At 46.1% G+C, this 21869-nt stretch carries 27 protein-coding genes; 4 read left to right on the plus strand and 23 right to left on the minus strand.

Features of this window, described 5'->3' with window-relative positions:
- Window positions 1–22: 22 nt before the first annotated feature.
- The 20 genes from ssaL to spiC all read right to left on the minus strand — a co-directional run bounded on the left by ssaL (window position 23) and on the right by spiC (window position 13208).
- The gene (gene ssaL / locus ACLJPE_RS04310) at window positions 23–1039 is read right to left on the minus strand and encodes an SPI-2 type III secretion system apparatus protein SsaL (protein ID WP_000238886.1); all 1017 of its coding nucleotides are present in this window, start codon (window positions 1037–1039) and stop codon (window positions 23–25) included.
- Window positions 1005–1679 carry an SPI-2 type III secretion system apparatus protein SsaK gene (gene ssaK / locus ACLJPE_RS04315; protein WP_023232831.1) on the minus strand — a complete coding sequence of 225 codons (675 nt, stop codon included), beginning with the start codon at window positions 1677–1679 and terminating at the stop codon, window positions 1005–1007. Before ssaK ends, ssaL begins: the two co-directional genes overlap by 35 nt.
- Window positions 1676–2224, minus strand: a complete 549-nt coding sequence (locus ACLJPE_RS04320) for a type III secretion system domain-containing protein (protein WP_001531605.1) — start codon at window positions 2222–2224, stop codon at window positions 1676–1678. The genes ssaK and ACLJPE_RS04320 overlap by 4 nt, the downstream gene beginning before the upstream one ends.
- A gap of 17 nt (window positions 2225–2241) precedes the next feature.
- Window positions 2242–2991: an SPI-2 type III secretion system apparatus lipoprotein SsaJ gene (gene ssaJ / locus ACLJPE_RS04325; RefSeq protein ID WP_000862881.1), complete on the minus strand. Its 750-nt coding sequence runs from the start codon at window positions 2989–2991 to the stop codon at window positions 2242–2244.
- Complete coding sequence (ssaI, locus tag ACLJPE_RS04330; RefSeq protein ID WP_001562742.1) at window positions 2988–3236, minus strand: SctI family type III secretion system inner rod subunit SsaI; 249 nt, start codon at window positions 3234–3236, stop codon at window positions 2988–2990. Before ssaI ends, ssaJ begins: the two co-directional genes overlap by 4 nt.
- 11 nt (window positions 3237–3247) lie before the next feature.
- Window positions 3248–3538, minus strand: a complete 291-nt coding sequence (locus tag ACLJPE_RS04335) for an EscG/YscG/SsaH family type III secretion system needle protein co-chaperone (RefSeq protein WP_000444713.1) — start codon at window positions 3536–3538, stop codon at window positions 3248–3250.
- Window positions 3516–3731 carry a type III secretion system needle filament protein SsaG gene (gene ssaG, locus ACLJPE_RS04340; RefSeq protein ID WP_000350226.1) on the minus strand — a complete coding sequence of 72 codons (216 nt, stop codon included), beginning with the start codon at window positions 3729–3731 and terminating at the stop codon, window positions 3516–3518. The genes ACLJPE_RS04335 and ssaG overlap by 23 nt, the downstream gene beginning before the upstream one ends.
- A gap of 93 nt (window positions 3732–3824) precedes the next feature.
- A complete protein-coding gene (sseG, locus tag ACLJPE_RS04345) occupies window positions 3825–4514 on the minus strand; it encodes a pathogenicity island 2 effector protein SseG (protein WP_023232832.1) in 690 nt (229 codons plus the stop codon).
- On the minus strand, window positions 4511–5293 hold the full coding sequence (sseF, locus tag ACLJPE_RS04350) for a type III secretion systems effector SseF (RefSeq protein ID WP_023232833.1): 783 nt from the start codon (window positions 5291–5293) through the stop codon (window positions 4511–4513). Before sseF ends, sseG begins: the two co-directional genes overlap by 4 nt.
- 15 nt (window positions 5294–5308) lie before the next feature.
- Window positions 5309–5743, minus strand: a complete 435-nt coding sequence (gene sscB, locus ACLJPE_RS04355; RefSeq protein ID WP_000979963.1) for a SycD/LcrH family type III secretion system chaperone SscB — start codon at window positions 5741–5743, stop codon at window positions 5309–5311.
- Window positions 5744–5794: 51 nt separating this feature from the next.
- Window positions 5795–6211: an LcrR family type III secretion system chaperone SseE gene (gene sseE / locus ACLJPE_RS04360; protein WP_000249602.1), complete on the minus strand. Its 417-nt coding sequence runs from the start codon at window positions 6209–6211 to the stop codon at window positions 5795–5797.
- Window positions 6212–6213: 2 nt separating this feature from the next.
- Window positions 6214–6801: an SPI-2 type III secretion system translocon protein SseD gene (gene sseD / locus ACLJPE_RS04365; protein ID WP_000388320.1), complete on the minus strand. Its 588-nt coding sequence runs from the start codon at window positions 6799–6801 to the stop codon at window positions 6214–6216.
- A 15-nt stretch (window positions 6802–6816) separates the two neighbouring features.
- On the minus strand, window positions 6817–8271 hold the full coding sequence (gene sseC, locus ACLJPE_RS04370) for an SPI-2 type III secretion system translocon protein SseC (RefSeq protein WP_001527831.1): 1455 nt from the start codon (window positions 8269–8271) through the stop codon (window positions 6817–6819).
- 2 nt (window positions 8272–8273) lie between these two features.
- Window positions 8274–8747 (minus strand): SycD/LcrH family type III secretion system chaperone SscA, encoded by a 474-nt coding sequence (gene sscA, locus ACLJPE_RS04375; RefSeq protein WP_000711021.1) that lies wholly within the window; start codon window positions 8745–8747, stop codon window positions 8274–8276.
- Window positions 8744–9334 carry an SPI-2 type III secretion system translocon protein SseB gene (gene sseB / locus ACLJPE_RS04380; protein WP_023232834.1) on the minus strand — a complete coding sequence of 197 codons (591 nt, stop codon included), beginning with the start codon at window positions 9332–9334 and terminating at the stop codon, window positions 8744–8746. The genes sscA and sseB overlap by 4 nt, the downstream gene beginning before the upstream one ends.
- Before the next feature lie 6 nt (window positions 9335–9340).
- Window positions 9341–9667 (minus strand): SPI-2 type III secretion system chaperone SseA, encoded by a 327-nt coding sequence (gene sseA / locus ACLJPE_RS04385; RefSeq protein ID WP_000972855.1) that lies wholly within the window; start codon window positions 9665–9667, stop codon window positions 9341–9343.
- A gap of 202 nt (window positions 9668–9869) precedes the next feature.
- Window positions 9870–10112, minus strand: a complete 243-nt coding sequence (gene ssaE / locus ACLJPE_RS04390) for a YscE family type III secretion system co-chaperone SsaE (RefSeq protein ID WP_000210202.1) — start codon at window positions 10110–10112, stop codon at window positions 9870–9872.
- A 7-nt stretch (window positions 10113–10119) separates the two neighbouring features.
- Window positions 10120–11331, minus strand: a complete 1212-nt coding sequence (gene ssaD, locus ACLJPE_RS04395) for a SctD family type III secretion system inner membrane ring subunit SsaD (RefSeq protein ID WP_039513259.1) — start codon at window positions 11329–11331, stop codon at window positions 10120–10122.
- Window positions 11312–12805 (minus strand): SPI-2 type III secretion system protein SpiA, encoded by a 1494-nt coding sequence (gene spiA / locus ACLJPE_RS04400; RefSeq protein WP_039513256.1) that lies wholly within the window; start codon window positions 12803–12805, stop codon window positions 11312–11314. Before spiA ends, ssaD begins: the two co-directional genes overlap by 20 nt.
- Window position 12806: 1 nt before the next feature.
- Window positions 12807–13208: an SPI-2 type III secretion system protein SpiC gene (spiC, locus tag ACLJPE_RS04405; protein ID WP_001562740.1), complete on the minus strand. Its 402-nt coding sequence runs from the start codon at window positions 13206–13208 to the stop codon at window positions 12807–12809.
- Between the two features lie 400 nt (window positions 13209–13608).
- Here spiC and ACLJPE_RS04410 point away from each other — a divergent pair, with 400 nt between their 5' ends.
- From ACLJPE_RS04410 to mlrB, 4 genes are all read left to right on the plus strand, one after another.
- Entirely contained in the window at window positions 13609–16371 is a 2763-nt protein-coding gene (locus tag ACLJPE_RS04410) for a two component system sensor kinase (RefSeq protein ID WP_001050758.1), read from the plus strand.
- A 30-nt stretch (window positions 16372–16401) separates the two neighbouring features.
- The gene (locus ACLJPE_RS04415) at window positions 16402–17040 is read left to right on the plus strand and encodes a two component system response regulator (protein WP_000666335.1); all 639 of its coding nucleotides are present in this window, start codon (window positions 16402–16404) and stop codon (window positions 17038–17040) included.
- Between the two features lie 178 nt (window positions 17041–17218).
- Window positions 17219–17947, plus strand: a complete 729-nt coding sequence (locus ACLJPE_RS04420; protein WP_023220703.1) for a MerR family transcriptional regulator — start codon at window positions 17219–17221, stop codon at window positions 17945–17947.
- Between the two features lie 171 nt (window positions 17948–18118).
- Window positions 18119–19078 (plus strand): transcriptional regulator MlrB, encoded by a 960-nt coding sequence (gene mlrB, locus ACLJPE_RS04425; protein WP_001060726.1) that lies wholly within the window; start codon window positions 18119–18121, stop codon window positions 19076–19078.
- A gap of 95 nt (window positions 19079–19173) precedes the next feature.
- On the opposite strand, the gene fumD is transcribed toward mlrB, so the two are convergent.
- The 3 genes from fumD to ttrS all read right to left on the minus strand — a co-directional run bounded on the left by fumD (window position 19174) and on the right by ttrS (window position 21857).
- Window positions 19174–19386, minus strand: coding sequence for a fumarate hydratase FumD (fumD, locus tag ACLJPE_RS04430; RefSeq protein ID WP_000165779.1), 213 nt, complete (start codon window positions 19384–19386; stop codon window positions 19174–19176).
- Window positions 19387–19483: 97 nt separating this feature from the next.
- Entirely contained in the window at window positions 19484–20104 is a 621-nt protein-coding gene (gene ttrR, locus ACLJPE_RS04435; protein ID WP_000190932.1) for a tetrathionate respiration response regulator TtrR, read from the minus strand.
- Window positions 20079–21857 (minus strand): tetrathionate respiration histidine kinase TtrS, encoded by a 1779-nt coding sequence (gene ttrS / locus ACLJPE_RS04440; RefSeq protein ID WP_077917712.1) that lies wholly within the window; start codon window positions 21855–21857, stop codon window positions 20079–20081. The genes ttrR and ttrS overlap by 26 nt, the downstream gene beginning before the upstream one ends.
- Window positions 21858–21869: the final 12 nt, after the last annotated feature.

A 21869-nucleotide genomic window follows, 5' to 3' on the forward strand; every position in this document is an offset into this window, starting at 1 on the left:
CCTAAATATTGAAAGCCAGGTATCAGAATAAAACCTGATTTACCTTTACTTCACGAAGCGTTTCGAGAATTTGTTCACGTTGATCTTCGTCGTTAAAACAGTTATCGGGTATCAGCATAAACTGCGCATCAAGTTGTTGGAGTAACCGATTGAACATCTTCGATGAAGAAACTATAGCGGTAAGTCTATCAAGCAACCAATCACTGAAAAGCCAACGCTCACAAATGATATCGAGTAGTAGCGGCAGTAATGTATTAGGCGGCAACTGGCAAATCCACTCCTCACGCTGGCACTCTTTTTCAAGGCCAAGGAATAACAACAAACGACGCAAACGTACTAATGCCGCGGCCAAACGACTTTGCTCCGAGGGTTCGATGCATATGCTAAGTTCAAAGGCTATTGCTCTTAGCAAAATACGGACCCGTTCACAGCGATCCGGCCAGTCTGCCACGCGTCTGAACCACTGCGATAAGGGCATTTCATCGTTGTCTATCGCCTGTTGCATAAAACGCTTCAGCGAGGACAGCGTAGCGGTATCCACTTCGCCAAGTTCCAGTAAACTAAAAACGGCAAGTTCCCATCCCTCCTCCGCTGTAAGCGTATCCAGTTGCGATTGCAAATCGCGTTTTTTCTTTTTTGACAACCCGCCGGCAGTAAGCGCCATTGCAAGAGCGATAATTTGATACGCATTCTGTAAATCAGGATCACTATTCTCTTCGGTAAGCGGACGCAACGTTGCCCCATTATCCTCCTGTATTTGTTTTATCAAACGCAGCAAAGCCTGCTGTCTGCGCTCCAGTTTCTCAGCATCCGTGAATTTATAACTTTCGCGCAGTTTACCACTCAGCGCCATTCCTATTTCTTCCATCGTCTCATAGAGCGCTGCCCCCGTCGTTTCCTGTAACTCCTGGAGAGCTAACATTGAAGGTGAAATAACCTCTTGTTCCTCTATAACCTGACCAGGGGTAAATGCTGTAGGGGGCGTCATTTTTATCTCATTAATTTTAATATTCATCGCTACCTCTTTTATCTTCACCATTACGTAACCATTTCAGTAACGCGTTGAAATGACGAGAAAGTGAAAATTCAACGGCATATCGTGTTGAGGAAAGTTCAGCCTGATCGGGAGAGAAACCAGGCTCGATAATCAACGTAAACCGCTTGCCAAAAGTTTCACGCATCAATGCCTCTTTTTCAGGATGAATACGCAAATAAAGCGCTCCCTCTTCCGCCATAGCCGTGGCCTGGCGTGCCAGACGATGGCACATAACACTGTCTACCGACTGTTGGTCGAACCAGGCCAACAGAACCTGTTCTATACTATTTTTAATATGATGCGCTGCTTGATCGACCAATGAACGAAATTGATTTTCATCGTCTTGTAAATGTTTTACATGCTGTTCCAGCCATTCCACTTCCATTTTTTCCAGCGTATTTTTACGCAACCACGCTAGTTCTTGTTGCTGCTCAACTTTCTGTTCACGCTGATAACGATAGGCGTCTCGGATGATTTTTTCAGCCTTACGGTAAGCGGAGCTCACAATAGCATGTGAAACGCTCTTAGCTTGTTGTTCTTGTGCAAATAAAGTTAATTGTAATGTTATCCACTGTGACTCAATAATATTTCGAGCGGGTAGCTTATGGTTAATTTCCGTCAGTGGAAGTGAAGTGAAACTCATAGCAAATGCTCCATGAAGATAATCTCGGTAAGAGAAGTCTTCGGCCAAAGTATACGCTGCGGAGGGGGTAATAATACTAATAGCGCATGTAAAACCGCATCGTCATGCGCTTCCCGATTAAGAATGGCGGTACCGATCTGCAATGCAGTTTGTTGCATCACTTGCGGAGGAAGTAATTTGCCATCTCTTTGCCCCAACCAACCATATAGCTGCCAGATCTCATCCTCGCTAAACCACTGTAGAAGCAATTGCCGATACTCTGGTAGCATAAAATAGTCACTGCACCTGAGTTTGAATAATCCCAGCCCAAAGGCAAATGCCGATATACGCGGCGCAAGACGAACCTGCCGTTTTTGCCTGTCATTTAAACAGGCTGGAATAACAGAGCTTCCCCTTAGTCTATTTAACGCTCTGTCAAGAAGACGATCCAACTCGGGCCGATCGCCATAACGCCAGCAGTTTGAAGGATGAAAACCCAGCTTATCAAGCCATTCCGGTACAGCGTAACGAGCAGGTTGCCAGAAATAACGATAAAGTTGCAACACCTCGGGATCAGGTCGGCTCAAAAACGGCGTCTCAGGCAAAAATAGCCGATCAGGATGCCCACTCCTATTAACAGTCCTGTCAACGATAACATCAACTGATAAGGGTATTTCATCAACCACTTCTCCACCTTCCCTTTATTGGCGTTGATCACGTCCATAATCCAGAATGTTTGTTTCACGGGTACATCAGGTACCATTCTGAATTCAGCAGGCTGCATCAAGATACTAATCTTACTGTATTGCAACCCAGGAATTGACATTTCTATTAAATCTTTAATTTTTACCCGAAAGGCCTCCATATTGACCTGAGGTGAATATTTTATAAATACGGCAACTGAGCTCGGAGAAGCGTTACTCCCCTCATCATAAGTCGGTAGCGCAATGGTCACTTTTGCATTAATTACGCCCTCCATCTGACTCAGCATTCCTTCAATTCTTTGTTCTTTTAAAAAATTAATCTTCTGCTGTTCTTCCTGGGGTGATACCACTAACTGATTAGCCGGAAACATCTTATCCGCCGTTGTAAACTGACGATGCGGATAACCGTTAAGTCTAAGTAGTTCAACCGCGTTAATAAACTGCGACTGCTCGACACGTAAGGTAACACCGTCCTCTTCCTGTTTTTTTTCCGCATCGATATGATGCTGCATAAGTAATGCCAGCATTTGATTCGCCTCATCTTCTGGCAATGAGCGATAAAGATCCACATCACATGCCGTAAGAAAGAACGTAAGGACAGTAAGAAATACTATACGATGAACCTTCATGTCATGCTATCCAGCTTATTAAGCGCTTGCGATGCTGCGCCTGATATTCTGGCAAGATAATCGACGCCTACCGTTAACTGCATATAATCCATTTGTCTGGTCAACATAACCTGCGGTAATAAAGCACTGGCGTTACTGGTGGATGCATCATCTTTCAGCAATTGTTCAAAAAAATTAATTTGCTCCTGGCTCGGTTCTGCAGAGGACTTTACATAAGATTGAGTGCTTACAGGCACTACGCTCATATCAGAAATATTCAATTTTCAAACCCCTCATTTGGTGCAGGAAATAACAGACGCAGCGCCATAGCCTCTGGCAAATCAATATCCGATAAAATTTTCGCGGCTTTTAGCGGCTCATTTAAACCCGCCAACAATAATGCCAGACATACCAACTGTAATTTTTTATCCGGAACAATAACCGTTAGCGCTGGTAACATCGCATGTACCTGGGAAATCAGGCTATGGTTAACGCCCGCAAACATGATTTCCAGCAGCAACCGTCGAACATCGTCGCTAATAACTTCAGATTTTAGCAATGATTCCACTAAGCATATCCTTGATCATTTTGATCAGTGAACTTTCGTAATTAATAAATGTAGAATACTGCTGTAAGGCAAATTGCGCTTTAATCATCGATTCTGGGTTGAGCAAATCATTACCATTCATTTTGTCATTAATGGCCTGGCCTGCCTGGTGCGCCATGTGGGAGAGCATATCCACTAATTGTGCAATATCCATAATGCTTTTCCTTAAAATAAATACATCGTAAGGATACTGGCAACATAGCAAAATTTAGAAATCAATGAACATCCGGTATATACCTGAAAACGATTACTCCGGCGCACGTTGTTCTGGCGTCACTTGGGCCAGTAAACGATATAATGGGCTGCTGACCTGCATACCGGTCATTGCCATCCCATCCATACCGAAGCGAGTAAAACTCATTAGTCCGTAGGTAATATCATTAAAGCGCTCTAATAAATGAGGCTGTAGTCCCAAACTACCACTCCAGTATGAATGCGTCATTACCGTCGCGGTTAAGGCTAATCTACCTCCCAGGGAGACAGCTTTAGCAATCGCCATACTTTTGCGTTGATTGACAAAACAATTAGCAATACAAAAAACGGCATTGCCTATACTGTCGTGAGCCATAGGCAAATGATGTTTATGATGGTAGATAAGACAGGCGACATCCGCAATGGCAATAGCAAGGCCAATTCCCGCCAGGGCTAAGAGCGGTGCGCCTCCACCACTTAGCACTGTTAATGCTATTCCAGCGGAACAGCATAAAATCTGTCCGCCCAAAATGACCGTTTGCCAACTAAAAATTTCTTTTGGAAAACATTCTATCACTCGTTTCGCAAGTCCGGCCAATACCCGCTCTTTTCCTTGTTGAGGTCCTATTTTACCACTCTCTATATTGGTTTCCGGATGTGGCAATGAGGGACATGGAGGTGATTCCTCAGGCGCGTAAACAGGACGTTGCCCTCCTACCTGAGCATTTGGGCTAACAGGTTTCATGGTTCTCCCCGATATGTATGACCAGAACTGTCCATTAATGCAGGTGTAGTAGCAGATTGACAGAGCGATGCCATTTGTTCCGCCAATAACACACTGGGATCGGCATGAAGTTCATCAACAGAATTTTCCCGATCGTCGCCAGAGCGGCGGGCAAGGCAATAATCCAGTACCGCACCTATCGCCGTCAGGCTAACGGAGGTAATTACACTCCCCATGTCCAAAGAGGCCGCAATATTTTCAGCGGCGGGCAGTGGAAACTGTAGGGGTAAAACCAACATAGAAATAGCGATTCCTGAACGTATTAATAAAGAAAGACAATTAGCAAGGGTGTTAGCGCAGTTAAGACTTGCCCCACATTTTAAGGCCAGCGCACTGACCACAAGAGCAACGCTATCACTGGCGGTTTGTAACGGCTCCTTTTGCTGACATATCAATTGATAATTATGATACGCACAGCAAGTATCCCCAATAGCAATCACGAGCGCCGCCCCCGCAAGAATAGCAATGGGTAATCCTGCCCCGCCAGAAATTACCGCTGCAGCAACCGATAACCCAAACACGACTGTCGCACCCAGCGCACGAATAGTGTATTGCATAAAATGTATCGCATAATCCCTCTGCTGCCTTATTTGTTCAGGCGTAAGCAGCACTGGGGCTGCGGGGGTACCTGGGGCTGGAATTTCAGGGGGAGGAAACGATACCTCCTTCGCTTGTATATCGGAAGGAGGGCTATTACCATCGACTATATTACTTGCCGCTGACGGAATATGAATTTTCATATTTCGTTCTGTTATTTAAGCAATAAGAGTATCAACCATTATTTGCGCATTCTGGCGAATCTCACTCCATGAGGCATCCGCATAACTCATCTTGATTGCGGTTTGAAAAGCCTCTCTCGCCAACCCGGGTTCCCCCATCATTTTGAGACAGACGCCCGTTTGGTAAACCGGTTCTGGATGGCTGGCATCCAGCATTAAGGCATGTCCATAGAAATTAATGGCCGTCGTGTATTCTTTAAGCATCATCCAGGTGCCAGCCAATGCAATATGGGCACGCCAACTCCATGGCTGGGCCATCACCAGCCAGCTAAAATCGATTACGGCGCGCGAATAATCCCCCTCCTGCCATGAGGCGTAACCACTGGCATAAACGGTTTCCGGATCAACGGATAATAGCTGTTTCAGAATGTCTTCGGGTATTTTATTTTTCTGATCTTCTTTCATCATCATACCTATTGATTGTTATTTTCACGTGATAATGATTTACGTCAGGAAGGTCATTTAAAAACGTCGCTGGATAAGATGCTCGGCGGATAAAACTGTCCAGTTATCGCCATCAAGCTGTGTAAAGGTCGCTCCCATTACTGTCAGGATGCGCAATAATTTCCTGCGTAGCAGGGCTTTTTTTTCATCCAGAACGTCGGTGATTATCAACATCTTTAAACATGTTAACTGCGGGTGATGCACAAATATCCCGCGTAAAAGTCCCAGTAAGTGAAACAATTGCTGTGGTCGAGGTTGCCCGGGCGTCAGGCGCCTGAACTCACAAATAATCATTTCTTTTGCCTCAATACGATAGATCACCAGGTAAGGCGATAATATAAACTGTTGCCCAAGTAATATGGCGGTCTCCCCTAAATATGCAGGCTCAGTAAACACCTGATGCCGACGCAACCATTGCTCTATTTCTTGCACCATATTTACCTCGTTAATGCCCGGAGTATTTCAGCAAGAACCGTGACCAGTGACGACCCCACACCGATGATTTGCTGCATAATTTCAGCCGCTTTCTCCATAATATCCATCAGGGATTTATTATAAGATTGGGCCCCATTTTGTTGCAGGTCGGCAATCGCTTTATCTTGATCACTTTGACGTTGCGCTACACCAGCCCCCAGGCCCATGACGCCCCCAGCTGTGTGGCCTACGGCTTGACCCGCTATAAGACCGGTTTCCCCGCCTACAGCCCCTAATCCTATCGTCAGCACTCCCGACAATATTGCGCCACCCGCAGTAATCATTGATGCTTTAAACGCTTGATCAATTGTTTTCATTTGCGTCTGTAAAACATTGACTTGCAGTTCCCAGCCCAGCCGTTGTTTTACTACGTTATAGCTGCGCATGATATCGCGCAACTTTTTGGCAAGCTCCATTAGCTTCGTCCAGATATCATCAAATAACAGAAGCATTGATTCAGTACCCATTCCCTCCCCGGAGGGAGCTTGACTGGAAGAAGGCGTTAACAAGGAAGGCGCTGGTAATACCAGTGCTACGTTACTCGCTTCCATATTTTTATCCTCAGATTAAGCGCGACAGCCAGCTATTCTCGCCTGAACGCTACTATAGTGATCAATGGTATCTAATACATCTCTAAGCGCGGCACCGCTACTCTTATAAAGCTCCTCTAAGCGTTTTTGTTCTATCTTTTTTTGGTCTTCCGTTTGTTGCATTATGAAATCCAGAAATCGTTGCTGAGTTATTAATTGCTCTATTTTCTTTTCGAGCTTCGCTTTTTCTGTGTTAACCATGCCAGTATTCATCTGACTGGCACCCTCGGTTGCACATCTGATAGCCTGTAAGCCTTTAAATGAACAATCCCTCAGTAAGGCATACAGGATTTTTTGGAACATATTCCAGAGAACTTTCTTACGAAAATTTTTTAACAGAAATTTTCCCCCTTCTTGCGCATATTTTTCCAGGGCTTCTTTTGCCGCTGCTTTTGCCATGGCTTTCACCCCCTCTTTCGTAAAGCTTTTTCCCGCGCTTCGCGTCATATTATTTTCTACCTCACGAGAAAACTCGGCAGACTCCTCTGCCATCTCATTCGCCATAACCATTTCACGTTCAAGCGGCTCAAATTGTTTGAGAAAACTTTCGCTCACTTCTTCGCCAAACTTTTCAGCCAACTCCTCTATTTCTGCTTCCCCTGCACCAACCATACGCTCAACCACTTCCTCGCCAAAACCGGAGTCAAGCACTTTTGCAGCTGCGCCAGATAAACCTCTCGTCGCCATAAAAGCACGGCCAATCTGGAAAACATCCAGTGCCAGCGCGACGGCTTCACAACCAAATTGAATCTTACTTGTCACGTCAATAATCGCCTGACAGGTATCGTGGTCAGCACCGCACATCATTGCCGTTTCGGCTCCGGCTTTAACCATTCCTGCACAACCTGCGGCTATATAAGCTACGCCGCTAGCCATTTCTGCGGGATTACCGGACAGAAAACCTTCCACAACCTTTAAGGCGCCAATCACGGTTTCAAATATGCCGGTAATCCAGTCAAAAATAGCGCCAAAAATGCCCGCTTTACGCGCTTTATCCTCCTGCTCTATCGCTTTCTGGATCTGCTCCTGATACTCCTTTACCTGCTTATCACGTAATGCATTTTGCACCTCAGTTGCCCGCTCAAGCTGTTGGCATAACGATTGAGCGTTATTACCAAAAACGCTGAGTATTAATGTCGTCATCATCATTGATAAAACCGCGGGATTGGTCTGCAAAAAGTCAGGCAATGATGGACGCTTATGATTTCCGGGTACGGCATCAAGCAGTTGCTTCAACGCATTGCTTGCCTCCTGAAGACTAATTTTCCCTGACAGCAGACACGCGGCGTTGCCATCGCCAAAAGTAGAATTCACACGATGCTGGCGCTTTCCCAGCGAACCCGAGGAAACGCAACTGACATTGCTTAAGTGATGATGTGTTAAGGCGGTTACTCCTGCGGCGCTATCGCTATTACTGTGAATTCGATTCATTTTTAGCTCCTGTCAGAAAGTTGCTGTAACATCTTTTCTGCACGTAGTCGGAGGATTTGATGTTCACTGACCTCGCCGCAAATACGCACCACAGCCTTTAGCGCTTTTATTGCATAACAGACGTTATCACACGCGAGATAGCATTCCGCTGCGGCCCATGGCGCCTGCGGCGCATCAATCTTAATTTGTGCCGCGCGTCCATAGGCGTATATCGCTTCCCCCCAATGTTTTTGAGCCTGGCAGCATTCCCCTAACCGAAACCAGTAGTCAAATGACCAGGCATCATATATCGTCAGCAATTGAAAAAGTCGCGCTGCGCCGGCGAACTCTTTTACATCCATAAGCTGCATGGCATAGCGATACAGTGTATTAAGCGGCTGTGTAACATCGTCATCCAACAACATACGCAGCGAGCCGCCACGCCGGAAAAACCGCATCGTGTCATGTGCCTGTTGTAGGGTCGGGTCTTTTTTCATGAGTACGTTTTCTGCGCTATCATACTGGAAATTTCCCCCCACTTACTGATAAGCCCTGTCAGTTGGGTAAGGACAGCGTTAAGCTCCTGAGACATTTTTTGAATTGTTATCTGCCCCTGACTCATAAGATCGGTATTCCGGTTGGCGTCATTATCCAAAGCCGCTTTGACCGCCTGTAGACCACCTTTATCCAGCTTCCCATGATCGCCATATTTAGCCATATAATCATCAATGGTCATACCATCGATGAGAATACCGTGTTCACGCATGTATATAATGACGTCATCAGGCACCTCCTCTTTGGTTTTAGCATCCCCTTTGGCTGCTTTAGCAATCACCTCATCCATCTCATTTGACTTTTCCTGGGTATTTCTGGCACGTTCAGCGTTCTTCTGGACTTCAATAAATTTATCGTTTGCAATAGCCTGAATAACCATAAGGAGAATAAGCAAAACACCATACCCTTCGGCAAACGGATTTTGCTGGGATAAGTCATCCTGCCCCCCGGTATCAGTGTTGCTAACGCCGAAACTATTTTTAAACACAATAGGGTTTTGACTTCCCCATAAGATGTTTCCTGAAGACATTATGCTTTACCTTTTTGTTTTTCCTGACGGTATCTCCACCGGGGCTTGAGCATTAAGTTGTTTCAGTCGTACTTCAAGTTGTTTAAACAAACTTACTATTTTCTTTAAATCCTTCTCGGCCTCCTGGTTAACCCCGGCAACGCCTTGTGGAAATAGGTTATGAAGAATACTCTCTGTCTCTCTGCTCTTTTTGGGGCTCTCTGCCCTTTCAGCAAGCTGTTGACTCACCTTAGCCCGGATTTGGTGAAATTTTTTAAGACAGTGATTTAGCTGCATGTAACTTTGCTCTAAATCACGATATTCACTAAACGCAGCCTTTTTCTTTATCATCATTCCCCTCCATATACACGATAGATAATTAACGTGCTAACTAAGAGCCTATCCCATTAGAGCTATTTTACTTGCCATTTTGGACCTGGGCAGTGCTCAAAATCCTCACGTACTACGTGTACGCTCCGGTTTTTGCGCGCTATCCGTGTCCAGGCTGGCTGCGCCAATTAACGCCTGGTGGGATAGGCTCTAAGATATTTTTACTTTACTCTTGCTCACTCACTACAAGTGCGCTGTTATGGTAACGATAATAAATAATGTTGATGATATTTTCGGCCTGCTCGATCGCTTCAAGCAATAAGGTGTTTTGCTGATATTGCTGCGGATCCTGTAACTTACCGTTGTTCTCTTCTAACTGTTTCCGGGCAGCCCTTAATTGTAAAATTATGCCTTTGGCCTCTTCACGCGAATGAAGCAGCAAATCTTCTAACCGGGTCAGAGTTGTCATTTTCCACTCACTTAAAATCTAATGGATAGTTAATCAAAGTATCATTATGTTTAATCGTTACCACATCGGCACTCAGATGGACAATTTCTCCCCCATTGGGTAACAATGCCCCTACACGTAAACGCTCTTTATTCGTCAGTAATAAGTAATTACCATGGCGACTCTGTACAAAGCCAGCCACTGGCGCAGGCAGATACTTGCTTTCATCATGAGAAGGCGCAATATCCTGATAAATTAAAGAAAGAGCGGGGTCCTTTTTCTTTAATGCTGCTAACGTTTCTTGCAAAATGCGTTGATGAGATTCATCCAGTACACCACTGATAACAAAAGAGCGCCGCATTGGCGTAACATTGACAAGCCCCACTAAACCGTTCTCTATTATCGCAGAAATAATATCATCCCCCTGAGACTGATGAGAATGACTAATCTGCCAGTGCAATAACCCGGGAATATCTGCAAGTAATGGTTGAACCTTACGCCATTGCTGATCCATTTGTATATCATCATGAATTAACACGCTTCCCGGCCCTTCGCTGGATACTTCAGCATGCGGGTAACCCATTTTTATCAAAACATCCTGCACTTCTCGTACCAATAAGTCATCACAGATTACACCATCCCGATACATGACCCCCCATGATTCGAGAGTCGCTCTCACCTTTTGCATCTGTTCGCTTGACGAACAATATCCGGACAACTGCAGGCTTCCATCTTCTTTCCATTGCGCCCGCACATAATGAATATTGCTTTTGTCTAATAAAAACTTAACCCGCAAAGGTAAGTCATTTACCGTTTCAGGCTGACCGCCAACACTTAACAGGACACCCATTCCACCGATGAAAATCAAGAATACGCCAGTCAACCACCAGTACCCTGATCTGGAAACGGGTATTTGATAATCAGCAAGTTCACAATCCTGTTTACCAAACGCGATAGCCACTCCCGCAACCTGCAAAACCCCACTGGATGGTAGCGGTTTATTTGGATTAAATCTGCGGCCGTTAACTTTAACTCTGGCTTTCCCGGCATCAACAAATAAACTATCTGCCTGTTCTCTCAGAATAATTTTTTCATTTATAGTAAGCGGAATACAAATATCGCATCCTTTCTCCCCCAGTGACAGGTTACCTTCATTCAGCCATACTTCCCGGCCTTGTAAAACGTGACCTAAAAAACGTATTTTCCATGAACTCTTTGGATTAACCATGAGATATGCCATTATTTACTACTGAGGCTTTAATCAAAAAAAGCCTGATTACACTATGCACTTGAGTCGTATCATTGCGAAACAAATGACCTACGACAGGAATATCTCCCAATAAAGGGATTTTGTTTTGCGAGTGGATTTGTTTACCTTGTTTAAATCCTCCCAGCAATAGACTTTGCCCGGCCAATAATGTGGCTTGCGAAGCAATTTCAGAATTTTGCACTTCGGGCAGCGGGTCTGTTTCGCTTTGCGTATCACTTTGTTGTCCATCCTGAATATTAAGATTAAGCATTATTTTTTGCGTGCCATTGTCATTTAACAAGCGAGGTGTAACGCGCAACAAAGAACCCGTAGTGATGGATTCAAGTTTAGCCACTTTTTCTCCCTGCAGTTTGGTATAGAAAGTAATATTCTTATCCAGCACAGCCTGGATATTATTTAAAGTCACCACAGATGGCTGGGAAAGTACATAAGCCTGAGAGCTTTTTTCCAGGGCATTCAAACGCACCATAAAGTTTGAGGTATCGCTGATTACCGTTGAAAAACCGCTAGCTCCACCGTCATTCAAACCTGTATTGAACGCAATTTTCTTGCCACCCAGCGACACTGCCGTTCCCCAGTCGATGCCTAACTGGTTAATATCGCCAGCATTAACATCGATAATTTTCACCGAAATCTCTATCATCTGCTGGCGTTGATCTAATTCTGTGATGAGTTTCCGATACCCGGCCATATTGGCCGCATAATCACGAACGATCACTGCATTCTGGCGTGGGTCGGCAGCAAACATGGGCAATGCCTGTGTAGCGGGTGAACCATTGTTCGTCGATGACGCCGGGACGCTGGTTTTACTCATCTCACGCAATACACTCACGACCCCAGGAACCACGACGGACTGATCGCGATATTGGTATTGGGTATCCATCGCAGTGGCATACTTAAGCGTATATATACTTACACTCACCGCACTGTCTTTTCGTTTGATTAACGCATTATCCAGCACTGAAGCTAATTGACTAATACGGGTCAGGCAACTGGGAACACCGCTCACCTCCACAGCTCTGGTACCGGTAATTTCTTTAACCTCGCATCCCGGTGATGAAAGGATATTCTGGCTGCGTAAGTAATGAATGAACCGCCCAGTAGATAAAATATTGAAAGTGATAACCTGATGTTTTAATAACGATGCAGGATATACATATAACATGCTACCATCAAACCAGGTAAGCAAATCATATTGTGCTGCCAGGTTATTCAAAATATCGACCGGTGGTCCAGGCGGAATTTTTCCACTAAATGTAGCTGTTATCAACGGGCTAATAGTAATAGCCGTATCATAGTTCTCTGAGAGCAGATGTAAAACCTCTGCTAATGGCATTTGTCTGGCATAAAGGGTGAAGTCATTACCTTTCCATGATAACTCATCACTCTTTGCCGTATTGAGTATAAATAGTAAAATTAAAATTAAATGTTTATTTACTACCATTTTATACCCCACCCGAATAAAGTTTATGGTGATTGCGTATTACATTTTTTAAAATGCAAGTTAAAGCCAGGTGTTTTTCTATCTCAATAGCAATAAGCTCAGAGCTACTACTTGTGGTATAATAACCGTTTAACCATCCCCCATCCGCTGTGAGCTGTATAGCATAATCATGGACATCCGGGTGTGCTGCAAGCAGTAGTGTCACATAGGCGAGACAAGGCTTAGGTAAGCTTTCCAGGTCATTTAAGAACAAAGAAATAGAAAATGCTTCTGAGAAAATTTCTCCTCTGGCAGGATGCCCATCAATAGTCATTATCCAGGATCGGCTATTACCTTCGGCCTTGATATCCTGAATTAATGGAATGCCTTTTAAAACTGCCAGCATGAATCCCTCCTCAGACATAAATGAGAGTTTCTATCAAATTCGCTCACAACCACATCCGTAAAAAGCCTGATTCACATTTATTTCGACTATACTCTTCTTGTACAATATCAAGATGCTGTCTACATACACCTTGTGACAGGCGATTCTATCATTCGGATTTTCCGATAAATTCACAATTACACTTTCAGTATTGACATAAAAAATTACAATTTGAAAAGTTATTTATTAAATAAACTGTTACGATGTTTTTACATCGCCGCTTTATTAAAAAGTAATTGTAGTCATCGACTGGGTTATATATGAAGAAATTTACCTTCCTAATGATAACACCATCGATTAATCTTCTGATGAAACTATATGTACTGCGATAGTGATCAAGTGCCAAAGATTTTGCAACAGGCAACTGAAGGAAAGCATTATGAATTTGCTCAATCTCAAGAATACGCTGCAAACATCTTTAGTAATCAGGCTAACTTTTTTATTTTTATTAACAACAATAATTATTTGGCTGCTATCTGTGCTTATTGCAGCTTATATATCAATGGTTCAGAAACGGCAGCATATAATAGAGGACTTATCTGTTCTATCCGAGATGAATATTGTACTAAGCAATCAACGATTTGAAGAGGCTGAGCGTGACGCTAAAAACTTAATGTATCAATGCTCATTAGCGACTGAGATTCATCATAACGATATTTTCCCTGAGGTGAGCCGGCATCTTTCTGTCGGTCCTTCAAATTGCACGCCGACGCTAAACGGAGAGAAGCACCGTATCTTTCTGCAGTCCTCTGATATCGATGAAAAAAGCTTTCGTCGCGATAGTTTTATTCTTAACCATAAAAATGAGATTTCGTTATTATCTACTGATAACCCTTCAGATTATTCAACTCTACAGCCTTTAACGCGAAAAAGCTTTCCTTTATACCCAACCCATGCCGGGTTTTACTGGAGTGAACCAGAATACATAAACGGCAAAGGATGGCACGCTTCCGTTGCGGTTGCCGATCAGCAAGGCGTATTTTTTGGGGTGACGGTTAAACTTCCTGATCTCATTACTAAGAGCCACCTGCCATTAGATGATAGTATTCGAGTATGGCTGGATCAAAACAACCACTTATTGCCGTTTTCATACATCCCGCAAAAAATACGTACACAGTTAGAAAATGTAACGCTGCATGATGGATGGCAGCAAATTCCCGGATTTCTGATATTACGCACAACCTTGCATGGCCCCGGATGGAGTCTGGTTACGCTGTACCCATACGGTAATCTACATAATCGCATCTTAAAAATTATCCTTCAACAAATCCCCTTTACATTAACAGCATTGGTGTTGATGACGTCGGCTTTTTGTTGGTTACTACATCGCTCACTGGCCAAACCGTTATGGCGTTTTGTCGATGTCATTAATAAAACCGCAACTGCACCGCTGAGCACACGTTTACCAGCACAACGACTGGATGAATTAGATAGTATTGCCGGTGCTTTTAACCAACTGCTTGATACTCTACAAGTCCAATACGACAATCTGGAAAACAAAGTCGCAGAGCGCACCCAGGCGCTAAATGAAGCAAAAAAACGCGCTGAGCAAGCTAACAAACGTAAAAGCATTCATCTTACGGTAATAAGTCATGAGTTACGTACTCCGATGAATGGCGTACTCGGTGCGATTGAATTATTACAAACCACCCCTTTAAACATAGAGCAGCAAGGATTAGCTGATACCGCCAGGAATTGTACACTGTCTTTGTTAGCTATTATTAATAATCTGCTGGATTTTTCACGCATCGAGTCTGGTCATTTCACATTACATATGGAAGAAACAGCGTTACTGCCGTTACTGGACCAGGCAATGCAAACCATCCAGGGGCCGGCGCAAAGCAAAAAACTGTCATTACGTACTTTTGTCGGTCAACATGTCCCTCTCTATTTTCATACCGACAGTATCCGTTTACGGCAAATTTTGGTTAATTTACTCGGGAACGCGGTAAAATTTACCGAAACCGGAGGGATACGTCTGACGGTCAAGCGTCATGAGGAACAATTAATATTTCTGGTTAGCGATAGCGGTAAAGGGATTGAAATACAGCAGCAGTCTCAAATCTTTACTGCTTTTTATCAAGCAGACACAAATTCGCAAGGTACAGGAATTGGACTGACTATTGCGTCAAGCCTGGCTAAAATGATGGGCGGTAATCTGACACTAAAAAGTGTCCCCGGGGTTGGAACCTGTGTCTCGCTAGTATTACCCTTACAAGAATACCAGCCGCCTCAACCAATTAAAGGGACACTGTCAGCGCCGTTCTGCCTGCATCGCCAACTGGCTTGCTGGGGAATACGCGGCGAGCCACCCCACCAGCAAAATGCGCTTCTCAACGCAGAGCTTTTGTATTTCCCCGGAAAACTTTACGACCTGGCGCAACAGTTAATATTGTGTACACCAAATATACCAGTAATAAATAATTTGTTACCACCCTGGCAGTTGCAGATTCTTTTGGTTGATGATGCCGATATTAATCGGGATATCATCGGCAAAATGCTTGTCAGCCTGGGCCAACACGTCACTATTGCCGCCAGTAGTAACGAGGCTCTGACTTTATCACAACAGCAGCGATTCGATTTAGTACTGATTGACATTAGAATGCCAGAAATAGATGGTATTGAATGTGTACAATTATGGCACGATGAGCCGAATAATTTAGATCCTGACTGCATGTTTGTGGCGCTATCCGCTAGCGTAGCGACAGAAGATATTCATCGTTGTAAAAAAAATGGGATTCATCATTACATTACCAAACCAGTGACGTTGGCTACCTTAGCTCGCTATATCAGTATTGCCGCAGAATATCAACTTTTGCGAAATATAGAGCTACAGGAGCAGGATCCGAGTCGCTGCTCAGCGCTACTGGCGACAGATGATATGGTCATTAATAGCAAGATTTTCCAATCACTGGACCTCTTGCTGGCTGATATTGAAAATGCCGTATCGGCTGGAAAAAAAATCGATCAGTTAATTCACACATTAAAAGGCTGTTTAGGTCAAATAGGGCAGACTGAATTGGTATGCTATGTCATAGACATTGAGAATCGCGTAAAAATGGGGAAAATCATCGCGCTGGAGGAACTAACCGACTTACGCCAGAAAATACGTATAATCTTCAAAAACTACACCATTACTTAATATTATCTTAATTTTCGCGAGGGCAGCAAAATGAAAGAATATAAGATCTTATTAGTAGACGATCATGAAATCATCATTAACGGCATTATGAATGCCTTACTACCCTGGCCTCATTTTAAAATTGTAGAACATGTTAAAAATGGTCTTGAGGTTTATAATGCCTGTTGCGCATACGAGCCTGACATACTTATCCTTGATCTTAGCTTACCTGGCATCAATGGCCTGGATATCATTCCCCAATTACATCAGCGTTGGCCAGCAATGAATATTCTGGTTTACACAGCATACCAACAAGAGTATATGACCATTAAAACTTTAGCCGCAGGTGCTAATGGCTATGTTTTAAAAAGCAGTAGTCAGCAAGTTCTGTTAGCGGCATTGCAAACAGTCGCAGTAAACAAGCGTTACATTGACCCGACGTTGAATCGGGAAGCTATCCTGGCTGAATTAAACGCTGACACGACCAATCATCAACTGCTTACTTTGCGCGAACGTCAGGTTCTTAAACTTATTGACGAGGGGTATACCAATCATGGGATCAGCGAAAAGCTACATATCAGTATAAAAACCGTCGAAACACACCGGATGAATATGATGAGAAAGCTACAGGTTCATAAAGTGACAGAGTTACTTAACTGCGCCCGAAGAATGAGGTTAATAGAGTATTAACCAGGGGCATCCGATGGTATTAAGCATTGGTCATATTTTGATGAGCCTTACGCCACGCAGTATTGCTCATCATCGACAAAATCCATACGGATGCCCTGGTATGCCGCACCATTTATCACTACCTTAGTCTTCATTTAATCATGATATAGTAGAATCCCCTTATTTAACGGGCTTTACCATGTCGTATTCTATCGGCGAATTTGCCAGACTATGCGGTATCAATGCCGCCACGCTAAGGGCATGGCAGCGACGCTATGGTTTATTGAAACCGCAGCGTACTGATGGCGGACATCGCTTATACAGCGATGACGATATTCGACAAGCGCTTAGCATCCTCGACTGGGTGAGAAAAGGCGTACCGATAAGCCAGGTCAAACCCTTACTGTCGCGTCCGGTCATTCGCCTGGGCGATAACTGGATAACGATCCAGGAGACGATGCTTCAACATCTCCACGAAGGGCGAATTGACGCGCTGCGGCAGTTGATTTATGACTGTGGCCGGGAATATCCCCGCGCAGAACTGGTGACCCATTTATTGCGTCCGTTGCGCAGCAAAGTGTCAGCGCATCTTCCCGCCGTGATGACGCTGCGCGAAATACTGGATGGCATCATTATTGCCTACACCTCTTTTTGCCTTGAAGGCGACAGAAAAGCGCCTGGCAACAATGCCTTTATTAGCGGATGGCATCTCTCGGATCACTGTGAAATCTGGCTGGAAGCGTTGACTCGTACCGGACAAGAGCTGCGACTCAATGTGCTTCCCTCTCCACCAGCCGTTCTGGCGCCCGAACTGTTCGCCCAGAGAAAATGGTTCCTGGTGACCACCGGAAAGCTCACTACCGGGCAGAAAAAACAGCTTGCCCAGTGGCGCAACGTGGTCGCTTCGCTGGAGGTTATCACACTATAAGCGCTGAAATAGATTTCTTCCCCTCATTCTATCTTATTGATATTTAACTACGTCAAAAAAATTCCCGCGAAAACTTAGACAAAAAAACAAAGTTGTGTAAGTTTTAAATCAGCGTGAGATAACATTTTGCGCCATTGGCGTCAGTCGTCGTACTTTCAATAAGGGGGAATCATGAATAACAAACCCGTAGTCGGCATTAGCGGATGTCTGACTGGCGCCGCGGTACGCTTTGATGGCGGACATAAGCGTATGGATTTTGTCATGAACTCTCTGGCACCGTGGGTGGACTACAAACCGATCTGCCCGGAGGTGGCGATCGGCCTGCCCGTGCCTCGCCCTGCGCTGCGTCTTATCCAGACGACCTGTGGCGACATTCGGATGCGTTATAGCCATGCCCCGCACGATGACGTTACCGAGCGAATGAATGCCTTTACCGATCGGTTTCTGCCAACAATAGGCGAACTGGCGGGGTTTATTGTGTGTGCAAAATCGCCCAGTTGCGGAATGGAGCGCGTTCGCCTGTATGATGAAAAGGGTAACAGGGGCCGCAAAGCTGGCACGGGGCTGTTTACCGCCGCGATGATGGACAAATATCCCTGGCTGCCGATAGAGGAAGATGGTCGCCTGCACGATCCGGTACTACGCGAGAATTTCATCGCACGTATCTTCGCGCTACATGAATTAAATGCGCTACGCGCGCAGGGCTTGAGTCGTCATAGTTTGCTCGCGTTTCATAGCCGATACAAACTTCAGCTTCTCGCCCACCACCAGGCCGGCTACCGCGAAATTGGCCCTTTCGTCGCGCGTCTGCATGAGTGGGACGATCTGGATGCCTTCTTTGTCCGATACAGAGAAAAACTGATGGCTATCCTGCGCCATCCCGCTTCACGTAAAAATCACACCAATGTGCTGATGCATATCCAGGGCTATTTTCACCGTGCGTTGAACAGCAGGCAACGCGCGGAATTACGCGAGGTGATTCTCGGCTACCGGGCGGGCCGACTACCTATCCTGGCACCGTTAACGCTGCTGAAGCACTATCTGGCGGAACATCCGGATGACTATCTACGCAGCCAGAATTATTTTGAGCCGTACCCTGATACATTAGGGCTGCGCTTAGCCATCACCTGATAACCCTGCGCATCGCTAACGGCGGGTAACCAGCCCGCCATAGTGACAATCGCGACAATTCAAAGGCGATTTCGTTATTGCCACCCTGATAGCGGCTATGACCGCGCCAGAGCGTTAATCACGGTTTCCATAGCCTGTTTTTCTAACGCGCTACGTTGGATGCGTTGATTCGCCAGCGCGGTTCTTAGCACGCCCGCAATAACAATATATTTAGGCTCCTGCCCCAAATCGCGCATTTCCAGCACGACCTTGCCCACCACCCGGCACATCTCGCGGTACAGCTCGTCATCTTTTGTCGGTTTTGTCATACGTTTTACTCGTCGCCAGATCAAACCAACAGAATATAACAGTCTTCTCTATTAAACAAAATTTGACGCAAATCAAAGAAATAACGCAGTTTATTATTCATGGTTCATACGTTGTTCGTATTCTGGTCTCTGGCGAGGCCATTTTTTCGAAACGCCTAATCAGTTCCGCCAGGCTACCGGCCTGCATTTTTTCCATGACTCTGGCGCGGTGCACCTCTACGGTACGCACCGCGATATTCATCGCTTCCGCAATTTCACGGTTCATAAATCCTTTTGCCACCAGGCTGGCCAGCTCACGCTCTTTCGGCGTCAACTGCTGGTAACAAAGTATAATCTCACGGCGCGCCACCGCTGCCGATGAAACCGTCAGCGCACGCTCCAGCGCCGCCTGTAGCGGTTTTACCGATACCGGTTTTTGCAGAAAATCGACGGCACCGCGTTTCATCTGCTCCACGGCCATCGGTACATCGCCATGCCCGGTAAGAAAAACAACCGCCAGGGTACTTCCGCACTGGCGCAACGCATCATGAACGCCCTGCCCATCCAGTACCGGCATTCGCATATCCAGTAATACGACTCCGACCTGATACAGACTGGCCTGCGCCAAAAAATCCGCCCCCTGCGTCCAGCATTTTACGTCATATCCCAGGCTTTCCAGTAAAAACGCGCACGCGTTAGTGACCGCCGTATCATCATCCAGTAGATGAATTGTCGCCATCCCTGCCCCCATGTTCATGTAAGAAATGTATCGTGACCACCGTTCCCGACAGACCATCCGGCGCGGTCTGGTTCCTGATGCTGATATCGCCCCGCCCATACCGCACCAGCCGCTGGCAAATCGCCAGCCCTAAGCCCATCCCCTCTTTGCGGGTGGTCATAAACGGCTGAAACGCCTGACGTAATAGCGCCTCGTCGATTCCCCCGGCGTTATCCTGTAAAACGATACTGATGCCGTTTTCAGTACGTTCAGCAACGACCCATAAATGGGTGGCGCCCGCCTGAGCCGCATTAAGAATGATATTCGCCAGCACCTGTTCCAGCAGCATTGATGGCAGCGTTACGCGCAGCGCAGCGCTAACCTCGGTATGCAGAGTCACTGTCGGAAACTGTTGCGCCATACGCAACAATTGCCAGACATGATCAATCGCCTCGCGAATGGCTATGGCCTTCCACGCTTCGGTTAGCACCGGGTTGCCCTGCGCCTGGCTAACCCAGTGACGCAGGTTACGCAGAGTATCCGCACCGCGTTGCGCCTGCTGGTCAATCTGCTCCAGCGCCGGCAGCAAGGGATGCTGTTCATCTGCAACGCGCAGTCGAATCAGGCACCCCTGGGCATAATGTCGAATCGCGGAAAGCGGCTGATTAAGCTCATGGGCAAACCCGGAGGTCATTTCACCCAACACGCTCATTTGCCGGGCGGTTTCCAGCGCCCGCTCATGCTGATGAAGGACTACGCTATTACGTTCCAGTTGCTTTCCACGTCGACGCACCAGCAGCATGACCCAAATATAATTGAGCGTGAGCAACAGGAACGCCAGAATCACGCCGCCGACCATTAGCTGGTGCTGGATTAACCAACTTTTGACATCCAGCCACAGTCGACGCTGCTGAGGGTGCTGACGAACATCGCGCAGCAACGCTTCCACCTGACTGGTGGACGCAGGCGCGCCCCAGTGAAATGGCGCGGCGGCGGGCGCGTTGAATAGCGCTCGCGTTACGCGATCCGCCAACGCATCGCTTACCGCAGGTAGCGCCGCGAACGACCAGTCAGGATATAACGGCGTACTGGTTAAGCAAGGTAGGGGCGTCGGTCGGGAAAGCAGCGCGATAAAGTCCTTTTTATTAATCAATCCTTCCTGATCCATATTTTCTAACAGGCACACTGGCACAATTGCCGCCTGCACCGCTTTTTCGCGCAGCATATAGACTAAGGCATCGCCAGGAAATCCGGTAAAACGAAGATGAAAATCGCGCTCCGGGCGTAAGCCCGCGTCGCTGAGCGCTTTATAGCCTAATAAATAGCCGCCAAACGCCTGAGCATCAATCGCGCCGACTGTCTTACCGATGAGATCATGCGCCGTGGTGATGCCGCTATCGCGCCGGGTCAAAATCACGCTGCCAATAACATTACTCACCGCTTTCCCATCGCGCGTGGAGCGCAGGGAAGCTAACCAGCGCAGCGGCGCATGGCTGTTCAGTTGGACAAATTGTGCCGGGTTGGTTATCACAAACTGCACGGTTCCCTGGTTAACGGCCTCCTGCATTTGATGCAGATCCAGCGGCTGGATGTGAAAGGTTTCGCCTGGAAGCTGTTGGCTTAATGTCTTTGCCAACGGTTGCCAGTGGCTACGCGTAGACGCCTCGCCGCGCATGGCCAAAATACCGATATTCCACGTCCCTGCCCACGCGCCATGACAAAGTAGCCCTACTGCCGCCAACACCGCCAGGCGCCTTACGGTTTTACCTCTCACCCCAATATCCCT

Origin of the sequence: Salmonella sp. SAL04196, from assembly GCF_046550835.1 — a bacterium.
Lineage (GTDB): Bacteria > Pseudomonadota > Gammaproteobacteria > Enterobacterales > Enterobacteriaceae > Salmonella > Salmonella enterica.

Bases quoted from the DNA above. Each gene is read 5' to 3' on its own strand.
- sscA (WP_000711021.1), bottom strand. From the start codon at position 8,747: ATGAAAAAAGACCCGACCCTACAACAGGCACATGACACGATGCGGTTT.
- ttrR (WP_000190932.1), bottom strand. From the start codon at position 20,104: ATGGCGACAATTCATCTACTGGATGATGATACGGCGGTCACTAACGCG.
- mlrB (WP_001060726.1), top strand. From the start codon at position 18,119: ATGAATAACAAACCCGTAGTCGGCATTAGCGGATGTCTGACTGGCGCC.
- ssaI (WP_001562742.1), bottom strand. From the start codon at position 3,236: ATGAGCGTAGTGCCTGTAAGCACTCAATCTTATGTAAAGTCCTCTGCA.
- ssaJ (WP_000862881.1), bottom strand. From the start codon at position 2,991: ATGAAGGTTCATCGTATAGTATTTCTTACTGTCCTTACGTTCTTTCTT.
- sscB (WP_000979963.1), bottom strand. From the start codon at position 5,743: ATGATGATGAAAGAAGATCAGAAAAATAAAATACCCGAAGACATTCTG.
- ssaL (WP_000238886.1), bottom strand. From the start codon at position 1,039: ATGGTGAAGATAAAAGAGGTAGCGATGAATATTAAAATTAATGAGATA.
- ACLJPE_RS04420 (WP_023220703.1), top strand. From the start codon at position 17,219: ATGTCGTATTCTATCGGCGAATTTGCCAGACTATGCGGTATCAATGCC.
- spiC (WP_001562740.1), bottom strand. From the start codon at position 13,208: ATGTCTGAGGAGGGATTCATGCTGGCAGTTTTAAAAGGCATTCCATTA.
- sseB (WP_023232834.1), bottom strand. From the start codon at position 9,334: ATGTCTTCAGGAAACATCTTATGGGGAAGTCAAAACCCTATTGTGTTT.
- ACLJPE_RS04410 (WP_001050758.1), top strand. From the start codon at position 13,609: ATGAATTTGCTCAATCTCAAGAATACGCTGCAAACATCTTTAGTAATC.
- sseG (WP_023232832.1), bottom strand. From the start codon at position 4,514: ATGAAACCTGTTAGCCCAAATGCTCAGGTAGGAGGGCAACGTCCTGTT.
- ssaE (WP_000210202.1), bottom strand. From the start codon at position 10,112: ATGACAACTCTGACCCGGTTAGAAGATTTGCTGCTTCATTCGCGTGAA.
- sseD (WP_000388320.1), bottom strand. From the start codon at position 6,801: ATGGAAGCGAGTAACGTAGCACTGGTATTACCAGCGCCTTCCTTGTTA.
- spiA (WP_039513256.1), bottom strand. From the start codon at position 12,805: ATGGTAGTAAATAAACATTTAATTTTAATTTTACTATTTATACTCAAT.
- sseF (WP_023232833.1), bottom strand. From the start codon at position 5,293: ATGAAAATTCATATTCCGTCAGCGGCAAGTAATATAGTCGATGGTAAT.
- ACLJPE_RS04415 (WP_000666335.1), top strand. From the start codon at position 16,402: ATGAAAGAATATAAGATCTTATTAGTAGACGATCATGAAATCATCATT.
- sseC (WP_001527831.1), bottom strand. From the start codon at position 8,271: ATGAATCGAATTCACAGTAATAGCGATAGCGCCGCAGGAGTAACCGCC.
- sseE (WP_000249602.1), bottom strand. From the start codon at position 6,211: ATGGTGCAAGAAATAGAGCAATGGTTGCGTCGGCATCAGGTGTTTACT.
- ssaD (WP_039513259.1), bottom strand. From the start codon at position 11,331: ATGGCATATCTCATGGTTAATCCAAAGAGTTCATGGAAAATACGTTTT.
- fumD (WP_000165779.1), bottom strand. From the start codon at position 19,386: ATGACAAAACCGACAAAAGATGACGAGCTGTACCGCGAGATGTGCCGG.
- ssaG (WP_000350226.1), bottom strand. From the start codon at position 3,731: ATGGATATTGCACAATTAGTGGATATGCTCTCCCACATGGCGCACCAG.
- sseA (WP_000972855.1), bottom strand. From the start codon at position 9,667: ATGATGATAAAGAAAAAGGCTGCGTTTAGTGAATATCGTGATTTAGAG.
- ssaK (WP_023232831.1), bottom strand. From the start codon at position 1,679: ATGAGTTTCACTTCACTTCCACTGACGGAAATTAACCATAAGCTACCC.